The following is an 11,802-nucleotide window of genomic DNA, read 5'->3' on the forward strand; positions in this document are numbered from 1 at the left end:
TGCCCGTATCGACCGCACGCTCAGAGTTAAGCCCCAAGTTTTCACGGCCGACGCGACACACCGCCTACGAGCTCTTTACGCCCAATAATTCCGGACAACGCTCGCACCCTACGTGTTACCGCGGCTGCTGGCACGTAGTTGGCCGGTGCTTCTTCTCCAGGTACCGTCAATTGCTCTTCGTCCCTGGCGAAAGAGGTTTACAACCCGAAGGCCGTCATCCCCCACGCGGCGTCGCTGCGTCAGGCTTCCGCCCATTGCGCAATATTCCCCACTGCTGCCTCCCGTAGGAGTCTGGGCCGTGTCTCAGTCCCAGTGTGGCCGGTCGCCCTCTCAGGCCGGCTACCCGTCACCGCCTTGGTAGGCCATCACCCCACCAACAAGCTGATAGGCCGCGGGCCCATCCCCCACCGAAAAAACTTTCCACCACCAACCATGCGATCAGTGGTCCTATCCGGTATTAGACCCAGTTTCCCGGGCTTATCCCAGAGTGGAGGGCAGGTCACCCACGTGTTACTCACCCGTTCGCCGCTCGTGTACCCCCGAAAGGGCCTTACCGCTCGACTTGCATGTGTTAAGCACGCCGCCAGCGTTCGTCCTGAGCCAGGATCAAACTCTCCAACAAAACCCTGACTTGCAACAAACAACTGGCCACAACACCCGACGGGATCGAATGCTGCAACCAAACAAACAATTTGGCACAAAACGCCAAACCGAATCAAAATAGCTCGACACACTGTTGAGTTCTCAAAAGACACCCGCACTCGGGGACCGGGCCTGAAGACCGTCGCCCCGGGGCGTCAGAGCTGGCCTCGCTAGGAGGCAACTCTCTTATACTACGTGTACCGAAGCGCAGCGTCAAGCTCTGCTTCAGGCGGCCTGATCTCCACCGAAGTGGAGTTCGTGGGCCGTCGCCTCCGGGCCGGATCCGCGTCCCTGGCCTCTTGGCCGGTCTCGCTCTCGTCCGTCCCGTCCTGGCGACAACGAGAAAGTTACAGGACGGCCCGGAGGCGATTCACAGGGGGGTACCTGTTCGGTGTTCCTGCTGGTCAGCGGCCGATCACGCTGATCCGACCCGCACACCGGCCAGGTTGCGCTTCCCCCGCCGCACCACCAGCCAGCCGCCGTCGAGGACGTCACCGGCACCCGGGACCCACTCCTCGTCGACGATCTTGACGTTGTTGACGTACGCGCCGCCCTCCTTCACGGCGCGGCGCGCGGCCCCCTTGCTGTCGGTCAGGCCGGTGGCGACGAGCAGGTCGACGATCGTGTCGGCCGGGCCGGCGTCGGCCGTCGGCACCTCGGCGAGCGCCGCACCGAGAGTGGCCGCGTCCAGGTCGGTGAGCTCCGCGCGGCCGAACAGGGCCTGGCTCGCCGTCGTCACCTGCTTGGTCTGCTCCTCGCCGTGCACCAGCGTCGTCAGCTCGGCGGCGAGACGTCGTTGCGCACCACGCAGGTGCGGCTTCTCGGCGAGCTCGGTCTCCAGCGCCTCGATCTCGGCGCGATCGAGGAAGGTGAAGAGCTTGAGGTAGGTGATCGCGTCGGCGTCGGCGACGTTCACGAAGTACTGGTACCAGGCGTACGGCGAGGTGCGGTCCGGGTCGAGCCAGACGTTGCCGCCCCCGGTGGACTTGCCGAACTTGCGGCCCTCGGAGTCGGTGACCAGCTGCAGGGTCAGCGCGTGGACGTGGTCACCGGTCACCCGGCGGACGAGGTCCACACCGCCGACGATGTTGCCCCACTGGTCTGAGCCGCCGATCTGCAGCCGCACCCCGAGCTCGCGGTACAGGTGCAGATAGTCCTGGGCCTGGAGCAGCAGGTAGCTGAACTCGGTGTAGGACATCCCGTCGCCGGCGAGGCGGCGCTTCACCGTGTCCCGCGAGATCATCGTGCTGACCGGGAAGTGCTTGCCGAGGTCGCGCAGGAACTCCAGGACCGTCTGCTGCCCGGTCCAGTCCAGGTTGTTGACGGCGACGGCGCCGGTCGGCCCGTCGTCGAAGGACACGAACCTCTCCAGCTGGCCCCGGATGATCCGGGTCCAGTCGGCCACGGTCGAGGCGTCGTTGAGCGTCCGCTCCCCCACGTCGCGCGGGTCCCCGATCATCCCGGTCGCCCCGCCGGCGAGGATGACCGGACGGTGCCCGGCCTCCTGGAAGCGGCGCAGGGTGAGCATCGGGATCAGGTGCCCGGCGTGCAGGCTCGACGCGGTCGGGTCGAAGCCTGCATAGACCGACACCGGGTCGTCGGCGGCGAGCTCCTTCGCGAGCGCGTCGCGGTCGGTGCTCTGCGCGATCAGGCCGCGCCACTCCAGGTCGTCGAGGATGTCGGTACCCACGGTGCCCATCTTGGTCGGGCCGCCGCGGACCGCGCACGCGGGTGGCTCAGGCGCTGCGACGACGGCGTGTCCCGGCCCGGTACGGGCTCACTGCCGGTGAGCCTTCGACCCAGAACCGCCAGGGCAGCTCGGCCGCCGCGGCGACGCCCACCCGAGGTCCGGTCCGGACCAGCTCCGGTGCGACCGGGTCGCCCGCGCGCAGCCGCACCCGTGACGCCGGGTCGGTGACGTCGGTCCCGTTGTCCTCGCGGCGCAGCCCGAGCAGTGCGGCGAGCCGCGCGGGACCGCGGGCCAGGTCGTTGTCGCGGCGGGCGGTGGGTCTGCGTTCCCGCGCGACCCCCGGGTCGGTGAGCAGCTCACCGGCCCGCAGCAGGACCGCGCCCGGCTCGCCGTCGGTGAGGCACGAGACGTTCGCGCAGAAGTGCATGCCGTAGACGAAGTAGACGTACAGGTGCCCGGGCGGGCCGAACATCACCGCGTTGCGCGGGGTCGGGCCGCGATAACAGTGCGACGCGGGGTCGTCGCGGCCCCGGTAGGCCTCCACCTCGACCAGCCGCACCGCGACCGTGCCGTCGGGGGTGTCGGCCTCGAGGACGCACCCGAGCAGCCGCTCGGCGGCGGGCAGGACGTCGACGGCCAGGCCGGCCCGGTCCAGCAGACCGGCGGGGCCCGGCCGGTCGTCCCGGCCGGGCCCCGTCGTGTCGTCGTCCACCGTCAGCGGCGCGCGAGCGCCAGCTGCACGCAGGTCACGACACCGGCCATGGCCTTCTCGACCTCGTCGAGCGGGGGCAGGGTCGGGGCGAGCCGGATGGTCGCGTCCTGCGGGTCCTTGCCGTAGGGGTGCGTCGCACCGGCCGGGGTCAGGACGACGCCCGCCTCCTTCGCCAGCCGTACGACCTCCGAGGCGAGGCCGTCCGGGACGGTCAGGCTCACGAAGTAGCCACCCCGGGGCTTGGTCCACGACACGCCCTCGACGTCGGAGAACGCCTCGGTCAGCAGCCGGTCGACCGCGGCGAACTTCGGCGCGATCAGCTCGCGGTGCGCGGCCATGTGCGCCCGCAGCCCGGCGGCGTCCTTGAGGAACAGGGCGTGCCGCAGGTGGTTGACCTTGTCCGGGCCGATCGTCTTCTTCGACGCCAGCTTCAGCCACCAGTCGACGTTCGCCTGCGAGGCACCGAAGAACGCGACGCCCGCACCGGCGAGGGTGATCTTCGAGGTGGACCCGAAGACGAACGGGCGGTCCGCGTTGCCCGCCTCGGCGGCCAGGGTGAGGACGTCGGCGATCTCGACCTCCTCGGTGGTCAGGTGGTGCACCGCATAGGCGTTGTCCCACATGATGCGGAAGTCCGGGGCAGCGGTCGGCATGGTGGCCAGCCGGCGCACGACCTCGTCGGAGTAGACGGCCCCGTCGGGGTTCGAGTACTTCGGCACGCACCAGATGCCCTTGATCGACGGGTCCTCGGCGACGAGCCGCTCGACCTCATCCATGTCAGGGCCGTCCGCGGTCATCGGGACGGTGACGAGGTCGATCCCGAGCCGCTCGCACACGCCGTAGTGGCGGTCGTAGCCGGGGACCGGGGCGATGAACGCGACCCGGCCGGCGTCGACCCAGCGGGTCGGGGCGCCGGGCAACGCGGTCAGCAACGCGTGCACGAGCGTGTCGTGCATCAGCTCCAGGCTGGAGTTGTTCGACGCCACCAGTTGCCCGACCGGGACCTGCAGCGACGGCGCGAAGATCTCCCGCAGCTCGGGCAGACCCTGGCCGCCGCCGTAGTTGCGGGTGTCGGTTCCGTCGGCCGCGCGGAACTGTCCCGCGCCCGGCAGGCCGAGCAGCTCGTGGGACAGGTCCAGCTGCTGCGCGGACGGCTTGCCCCGCGTCAGGTCGAGCTTCAGGCCGGCGGCCTTGAGCTCCTCGTAGGCTGCGGCAGGGTCGGTCATGCGGTTCCTCCGGTGAACTCTCGCGCTGCTGCGACCGCGGTACGCAGGTCGGTGAGCTGCTCGGCGACCCGGTCGCCGGCCGTCCCACCGCGCGCGTTCCGCGACGCGATGGAGCCTTCCACGGTCAGCACGTCGCGGACACTCGGGTCGAGTGCCGGGTGCACGGCGGCCAGCTCGGCGTCGGTCAGGTCCTCCAGACCGACACCGCGGGCCTCGGCGGCGCGGACGCAGCCGCCCGCGGCCTCGTGCGCCACGCGGAACGGGACGCCCTGCCGGACGAGCCACTCGGCCACGTCGGTGGCGAGGGTGAACCCGGCCGGGGCCAGCTCGGCGAGCCGCCCGGTGTGGAAGGTCAGGGTGGCCACCATCCCGGCGACCGCGGGGAGCAGGAGCTCCAGCTGCGCGACCGAGTCGAACAGCGGCTCCTTGTCCTCCTGCAGGTCCCGGTTGTAGGCCAGCGGGAGCCCCTTGAGGGTGGTCATGAGCCCGGCGAGGTTGCCGACGAGCCGACCGGACTTGCCGCGGGCCAGCTCGGCGACGTCGGGGTTCTTCTTCTGCGGCATGATCGAGCTACCGGTGGAGAACGCGTCGTCGAGGGTGACGTAGCCGAACTCGGCCGTCGCCCAGAGGATGATCTCCTCCGACAGCCGCGACAGGTCGACGCCGATCATCGCGAGGACGAACGCGGCCTCGGCGGCGAAGTCCCGCGAGGCGGTCCCGTCGATCGAGTTGGCCGAGGACCCGGTGAAGCCGAGCTCGGCGGCGACGGCATCCGGGTCGAGCCCGAGCGAGGACCCGGCGAGCGCGCCGGAGCCGTAGGGCGACCAGGCGCTGCGCCGGTCCCAGTCGGCGAGCCGGTCGACGTCGCGCAGCAGGGCCTGGGCGTGCGCGGCCAGCTGGTGACCGAGCAGCACCGGCTGGGCGTGCTGCAGGTGGGTGCGGCCGGGCATCGGCGCGCCGGGGTGGGCCTGCGCCTGGGCGACGAGTGCGTCGACGACGTCGAGCACGCCGGAGCCGACCCGTCGCGTGGCGTCGCGCAGCCACATCCGGAACTGGGTGGCGACCTGGTCGTTGCGCGAGCGACCGGCCCGCAGCTTGCCACCCAGGTCGGCACCGGCCCGCTCGATGAGGCCGCGCTCCAGTGCGGTGTGCACGTCCTCGTCGCCCGGGTCGGGGCCGAACGCCCCGGAGGCGACGTCGGCGGCGAGCTCGTCGAGCGCCTTGTGCATTCCCGACAGCTCCTCGTCGGTCAGGAGACCGGCGCGGTGCAGGACCCGGGCGTGCGCCTTCGAGCCGCGGATGTCGTAGGGGGCCAGTGCCCAGTCGAAGTGGGTGGACTTCGACAGCGCCGCGAGCGCGTCGGCCGGACCGGACGCGAACCGGCCACCCCACAGCGCTCCGCCACCGGCGACCGCGCCCTGTCGGGGGTCCGCGTCGGTCATGTCGGCTCTCCTTCTCGTTCGTCGTGCGTCCCGGCGGCCGCGTGGGCCCTCCGGGGCAGGTCCTGCAGCCGTTCCGCCAACTCCGCCCCGGTGAGGGGCTCGCGGGCGACGACGATGACCGTGTCGTCGCCGGCGATGGTGCCGACGACGTCGTGCAGTGCGGCCCGGTCGAGTGCGCTCGCGAGGTAGTGCGCCGCGCCCGGCGGGGTCCGCAGGACCGCCAGGTTCCCACTCGCGTCGGCGGACACGAGCAGCTCCCCCAGCAACCGGGCGAGCCGCCCCGTGCCGCCCTCGACCCCGCGCACGGGGCTGCCGTCCTCGGGGATGCGGTAGACCGGCTGCCCGCCGTCCGCGCCGCGGAGCTTCACCGCGCCCAGTTCGTCCAGGTCACGCGAGAGCGTGGCCTGGGTCGTCTCGATGCCGTGCCGCTCGTGGAGCAACCCGATGATCTCCACCTGGCTGCTCAGCTCGTAGTTCCAGACCACGTCGATGACGGCCGCCTGCCGGCTGGCCCGGCTCACCGGGTTCCTGCGGTCGCGGTCCGCCTCACCCATGCCGAAGGAGCCAGGTGAGCAGCGCCTTCTGCGCGTGCAACCGGTTCTCGGCCTCGTCCCAGACGGCGCTGGCGGGGCCGTCGAGGACCTCGTCGGTGATCTCGTCCCCCCGGTGGGCCGGCAGGCAGTGCAGCACGACCGCGTCCGGTGCGGCGCGCTCCAGCAGGGCGGCGTTCACCTGATAGGGCCGGAACGGCGCGACCCGGTCGAGCCCGTCGTCCTCCTGGCCCATCGAGGTCCAGGTGTCGGTGACGACGACCTGGGCGCCGGCGACGGCGGCGACCGGGTCCGCGACGAGCGTGACCGATCCCCCGGTCTGCTCGGCCCGGGTCTTCGCGTCGCGCAACACGCCGTCGTCGGGGGTGAACCCGGCGGGCGCGGCGATCCGGACGTGCAGCCCGGCCGTGGCCCCGCCGAGCAGCAGCGAGTGGGCGACGTTGTTCGCACCGTCGCCGAGGTAGGTCAGGGTGAGCCCGGCGAGACGGCCGAAGCGCTCCCGCACGGTCTGCAGGTCCGCCAGGATCTGGCACGGGTGGAACAGGTCGGTCAGCGCGTTGACGACCGGCACGGTCGCCGCGCCGGCCATCTCCTCGATCCGCTCCTGCCCGCTGGTGCGCCACACGATCGCGTCGACGTAGCGCGACAGCACCCGGGAGGTGTCGGAGATGGTCTCGCCGCGCCCCAGCTGGCTGGTGGTGCCGTCGAGGATGATCGCGGTGCCGCCGAGCTGGCTGATCCCGGCCTCGAACGACACCCGGGTGCGGGTGGAGGACTTGTCGAACACGACCCCCACGGCGCGCGGTCCGGCGAGCGGGCGCTCGGCGAACGGGTCGGCCTTGAGCCGGTCGGCGAGGTCGAGGACCTCGGCCTGCTCGGCCGGGGTCAGGTCGTCGTCGCGGAGCAGGTGGCGGACCATCAGTTCCCCTGCCCCTCGTGCTGGGCGGCGGCCGCGTCGAGCACGGCGGGCAGAGCCGTCAGGAACTCCTCGGCCTCGTCGCCGGTCAGGGTCAGCGCCGGGGCCAGCCGCAGCCGGTCCGGGGTGGCGTTGTTGACCAGGATCCCGGCGTCGCGCGCGGCCGCGGCGGCCGGGGCGGCGACCGGCGCGGTGAGGCCGACGCCGATGTGCAGACCGGCGCCGGAGACGTCGCCGACCAGGGGGTGGCCGAGACCCTCGACCCGGCTGCGGATCTCCTTGCCGAGCCGGTCGACGTGGGCGAGCAGTCCCTCGGCGGCGACCGTGTCGAGGACGGCGAGCGCCGCGGCGCACGACACCGGGTTGCCACCGAAGGTGGTGCCGTGCTGGCCGGGCTCGAGCAGCGCTGCGGCGGCGCCGAACCCGACGCAGGCCCCGATCGGGAGACCGCCACCGAGGCCCTTGGCCAGGGTGATCACGTCGGGGACGATGCCGTGCGCCTGGTGTGCGAACCAGTAGCCGGTGCGGCCGATCCCGGTCTGGACCTCGTCGAGGACCAGCAGTGCGCCGCGCTCGGCGGTGATCCGCCGGGCCTGCGCCAGATACCCCTCGGGCGGCACGATCACGCCGGCCTCCCCGAGGATCGGCTCCAGGAACACCGCGGCGGTCCGCTCGGTGACGGCGGCGTCGAGGGCGGCGACGTCACCGAACGGGATGTGGGTCACCCCGGCGGGCATCGGCTCGAACGGGGCCCGCTTGGCGGGCTGCCCGGTCAGCGCGAGCGCACCCATCGTGCGGCCGTGGAACGCGCCCTCGCAGGCGATGATCTCCGGCCTGCCGGTCCGGCGGGCGATCTTGAAGGCGGCCTCGTTGGCCTCGGTGCCGGAGTTGCAGAGCAGGGTGCGGGCGTCGTCGCGGCCGAGCAGTGCCTGCAGCCGCTCGGCGAGCTGCAGCGCGGGCTCGGTGATGAAGAAGTTCGAGGTGTGGCTCAGGGTACGGACCTGCTCGGACACCGCCTCGACGACGGCCGGGTGCGCGTGTCCGAGCGCGTTGACCGCGATCCCGGAGTAGAGGTCCAGGTACGCGCGGCCCTCGGCGTCCCAGACGCGGGCGCCCTCGCCACGGACCAGGGTCAGTGGCGGGGTGCCGTAGTTGTTCATCAGAGCGGCCTGCCACCGCTGCGCGTGCGTGGTCATGTCGTTCCCCCGGCTGTGGCGTCCGGCAGCACCATGGTGCCGACGCCGTCGTGTGTGAACACCTCGAGCAGGACCGAGTGCGGCACCCGACCGTCGATCACGTGGGCCTGTCCGACGCCCGACCGCACGGCGCGCAGGCAGGCCTCCATCTTCGGGGCCATGCCGCTCTCCAGGCGGGGCAGCATCGGCTCGAGCTGGTCCGCGGTCAGCGAGGTGATGATCGACTCCGGGTCGGGGTAGTTCGCGTAGAGCCCCTCGACGTCGGTGAGCACCACGAGCTTCGCGGCGTCCAGCGCGCCGGCGAGCGCCGCGGCGGCGCTGTCGGCGTTGATGTTGTGGACCTGGCCGTCGGCGTCCGGCGCGATCCCGGCGACGACCGGGATGCGACCCGCCGCGATGATGTCCAGCACCGCGTCCGGGTTGACCCTCGTGACGTCACCGACCAGACCGATGTCGACGGGCTCGCCCCCGACCAGCGCGGTGCGCTTCTCGGCCGTGAACAAACCCGCGTCCTCCCCGGACAGGCCGACGGCGAGCGGCCCGTGGGCGTTGATCAGCCCGACGAGCTCGCGCCCGACCTGGCCGAACAGCACCATCCGGACGATCTCCATCGTCTCCGGGGTGGTGACGCGCAGGCCGCCGCGGAACTCGCCGGGCATGCCGAGCCGTTTCAGCATCGCCGAGATCTGCGGCCCGCCGCCGTGCACGACGACCGGGTGGATGCCCGCGAGCCTCAGGAACACCATGTCCCGGGCGAAGGCCTGCTTCAGCTCCTCGTCGATCATGGCGTTGCCGCCGTACTTGACGACGACGATCCGGCCGTGGAAGCGCTGCAGCCAGGGCAGCGCCTCGGCGAGCACACCGGCCTTCTCCCCCGCCCGCTTCAGCCGGGCCGGGGTCTCCGGGGACGGCGCGATCTGCGGCTGCGGCAGCGCGTCCGGGGCGACCGGCTCAGGAGGAGTAGGCACTGTTCTCCTCCACGTAGGCGTGCGACAGGTCGGTGGTCCGGATCTCGGCGGTGTGCCCGTCGGCCCCACCGGACAGCCCCAGCTCGACCTCGATCAGCACGTCCTTCCCGGACAGGTCGCAGTCGGCCCGGTCCCCGGCGACGACGGCGCCCTTGCACAGCAGCACACCGTTGATCGTGACGTCGAGGCGCTCGGGGTCGATCTCGGCGTCGGCGTACCCGGCGGAGGCGGCGACCCGGCCCCAGTTGGGGTCGGACCCGAACATCGCGGTCTTGACCAGGGAGTCGCGGGCGATCGTGCGGGCGACGGTGACCGCGTCGTCCTCGGAGGCGGCGCCGGTGACCCGCACGGTGATCCGCTTGGTGACGCCCTCGGCGTCGGCCTGCATCTGCTCGGCGAGGTCGCGGCACACGCGGGTGAGCGCGGCGGTGAACACCGCCGGGTCGGCCTCGACGCCGGACGCACCGGAGGCCAGCACCAGCACGGTGTCGTTGGTGGACATCGAGCCGTCGACGTCGAGCCGGTCGAAGCTGTAGCGGACCGCCTCGCGCAGCGCGGCGTCGAGCGTGGCCCGGTCGAGGACGGCGTCGGTGGTGACCACGCTGAGCATGGTCGCCATCGACGGGGCGATCATCCCGGCGCCCTTGGTGGTGCCCCCGATGGTCCAGCCCGCCGGGTCGGTGACCGCGGACTCCTTCGGGACGGTGTCGGTCGTCATGATCGCGGCGGCGACGGCGGACCCGGCCTCGGGCCCGGACGCCAGCTCCGCGGCGGCCGACCGGACCCCGGCGAGCACGGTCTCCCGCGGGAGCTGCTCACCGATCAGGCCGGTGGAGCACACGGCGACGTCGATCGCGCCGCAGCCGACCACCTCGGCGACCTGCTCCGCGGTGGCGTGCGCGACCTGGAAGCCCTCGGCGCCGGTGCAGGCGTTCGCCCCGCCGGAGTTGAGGACGACCGCGCGCAGCGAGCCGGTGGTCAGCACCTGCTGGGACCAGAGGACGGGGGCGGCCTTGACCTTGTTGCGGGTGAAGACCCCGGCGGCCTCGGCGCGCGGGCCGTCGTTGACGACGAGCGCCAGGTCGGCCTTCCCGGACTTCTTGATCCCGGCGGCGATCCCGGCGGCCCGGAAGCCCTGGGCTGCGGTCACGCTCACGGCGCCACTCCCGTCGTCGGCAGGCCGGTGGTCTCGGGCAGCCCGAGGGCCAGGTTCATGCACTGGACGGCGCCGCCCGCGGTGCCCTTGGTGAGGTTGTCGATCGCGGAGACGACGACCAGCCGGGCGGCGTCGACGTCGACGGTGACCTGCAGCGCGACCATGTTGGAGCCGAGGGTCTGCGCCGTGGTGGGCCACTGGCCCTCGGGCAGCAGCCGCACGAACGGCTCGTCGGCGTAGGCCTTCTCGTAGACCGCCCGGATCGCCTCGGCGTCGGTCGCCGGGTCGGCCAGCGGGGCGGAGCAGGAGGCGAGGATGCCGCGCGGCAGCGGCGCGAGCACCGGGGTGAAGCTCACCGACACGGGAGAGCCGAGCGCGGTGGACAGGTTCTGTGCGATCTCCGGGGTGTGCCGGTGCACGCCGCCGACGCCGTACGCCGACAGCGACCCCATGACCTCCGCGCCCAGCAGGTGCGGCTTGAGCGACTTGCCCGCGCCGGAGGTGCCGGTGACCGCGGTGATCACGACCTCGGGGGCCACCAGGCCGGCGACCAGGGCCGGGACCAGCGCGAGGCTGGTGCCGGTCGGGTAGCAGCCCGGCACCGCGACACGACGGGTGCCGGTCAGCGCGGCCCGGGCACCGGGCAGCTCGGGCAGCCCGTAGGGCCAGTGCCCGGCGTGCTCGCCGCCGTACCAGCGGTCCCAGGCGGCCGGGTCGGTGAGGCGGTGGTCCGCCCCGCAGTCCACGACGAGCGTGTCCGGCCCCAGCTGGGCCGCCAACTCGGCGGACCTGCCGTGCGGCAGTGCGAGGAACACCGCGTCGTGTCCGGCGAGGTTCTCCGCCGTGCTCTCGCCCAGGACGCGGTCCGCGAGCGGGGTCAGGTGCGGCTGATGCTCGCCCAGACGCGTCCCCGCGTTCCCGCCGGCCGTGAGGGCGCCGATCTCCACCTCGGGATGTGCGAGCAGCAGCCGGAGGAGCTCTCCCCCGGCGTAGCCACTGGCTCCCGCCACTGCGATGCGTACCACGTGGATGAGTATGCACGGCCTCGGAAAGCCATGCAATCGGGATTCGCGATCGCGATCGGGCGGTGCGGAACCGGGCCCGGCGGCCGCGTGCGACGCCTAGTTTCCCGCGGGTGCGGCGACGGGTGACACGCGGGGTGGGACCGGGCGCGGGCGCGCCCGCACGGAGGCGGTCGGTGGCACGCACGGCGGCCGTCGCGACGGTGCTCGCGGGGCTGCTCGCCGGGTGCGCGTCGACCGTGTCCGGAACGCCGTGGCCGACGGGTCGAGGACCCGCGCCG

The 11,802-nt window shown here is 72.5% G+C and carries 10 protein-coding genes and 1 rRNA gene; all 11 read right to left on the reverse strand.

The features are described 5' to 3' along the window. Positions 1–622: ribosomal RNA gene (locus tag GTW08_RS24550) — 16S ribosomal RNA — on the reverse strand; the annotation flags it as partial. Positions 623–1,057: 435 nt separating this feature from the next. After that, positions 1,058–2,332: a tyrosine--tRNA ligase gene (gene tyrS / locus GTW08_RS24555; RefSeq protein ID WP_161152603.1), complete on the reverse strand. Its 1,275-nt coding sequence runs from the start codon at positions 2,330–2,332 to the stop codon at positions 1,058–1,060. A 46-nt stretch (positions 2,333–2,378) separates the two neighbouring features. Continuing rightward, entirely contained in the window at positions 2,379–2,987 is a 609-nt protein-coding gene (locus GTW08_RS24560) for a DNA-3-methyladenine glycosylase (RefSeq protein ID WP_083658899.1), read from the reverse strand. A 59-nt stretch (positions 2,988–3,046) separates the two neighbouring features. Next, positions 3,047–4,270, reverse strand: a complete 1,224-nt coding sequence (locus GTW08_RS24565) for an aminotransferase class I/II-fold pyridoxal phosphate-dependent enzyme (protein ID WP_073576949.1) — start codon at positions 4,268–4,270, stop codon at positions 3,047–3,049. Then, on the reverse strand, positions 4,267–5,712 hold the full coding sequence (gene argH, locus GTW08_RS24570; RefSeq protein ID WP_073576950.1) for an argininosuccinate lyase: 1,446 nt from the start codon (positions 5,710–5,712) through the stop codon (positions 4,267–4,269). The genes GTW08_RS24565 and argH overlap by 4 nt, the downstream gene beginning before the upstream one ends. Next, entirely contained in the window at positions 5,709–6,266 is a 558-nt protein-coding gene (locus GTW08_RS24575; protein WP_073576951.1) for an arginine repressor, read from the reverse strand. Before GTW08_RS24575 ends, argH begins: the two co-directional genes overlap by 4 nt. Then, positions 6,259–7,182: an ornithine carbamoyltransferase gene (gene argF / locus GTW08_RS24580; RefSeq protein WP_073576952.1), complete on the reverse strand. Its 924-nt coding sequence runs from the start codon at positions 7,180–7,182 to the stop codon at positions 6,259–6,261. The genes GTW08_RS24575 and argF overlap by 8 nt, the downstream gene beginning before the upstream one ends. Next, positions 7,182–8,375: an acetylornithine transaminase gene (locus GTW08_RS24585; protein WP_073576953.1), complete on the reverse strand. Its 1,194-nt coding sequence runs from the start codon at positions 8,373–8,375 to the stop codon at positions 7,182–7,184. The genes argF and GTW08_RS24585 overlap by 1 nt, the downstream gene beginning before the upstream one ends. Further along, positions 8,372–9,292 carry an acetylglutamate kinase gene (argB, locus tag GTW08_RS24590; protein ID WP_073577117.1) on the reverse strand — a complete coding sequence of 307 codons (921 nt, stop codon included), beginning with the start codon at positions 9,290–9,292 and terminating at the stop codon, positions 8,372–8,374. Before argB ends, GTW08_RS24585 begins: the two co-directional genes overlap by 4 nt. A 34-nt stretch (positions 9,293–9,326) precedes the next feature. Continuing rightward, the gene (gene argJ / locus GTW08_RS24595; protein WP_073576954.1) at positions 9,327–10,499 is read right to left on the reverse strand and encodes a bifunctional glutamate N-acetyltransferase/amino-acid acetyltransferase ArgJ; all 1,173 of its coding nucleotides are present in this window, start codon (positions 10,497–10,499) and stop codon (positions 9,327–9,329) included. Beyond that, positions 10,496–11,530, reverse strand: a complete 1,035-nt coding sequence (argC, locus tag GTW08_RS24600) for an N-acetyl-gamma-glutamyl-phosphate reductase (RefSeq protein WP_174565899.1) — start codon at positions 11,528–11,530, stop codon at positions 10,496–10,498. The genes argJ and argC overlap by 4 nt, the downstream gene beginning before the upstream one ends. Between the last annotated feature and the right edge of the window lie 272 nt (positions 11,531–11,802).

Source organism: Pseudonocardia sp. SID8383, from assembly GCF_009864975.1.
GTDB lineage: Bacteria > Actinomycetota > Actinomycetes > Mycobacteriales > Pseudonocardiaceae > Pseudonocardia > Pseudonocardia alni.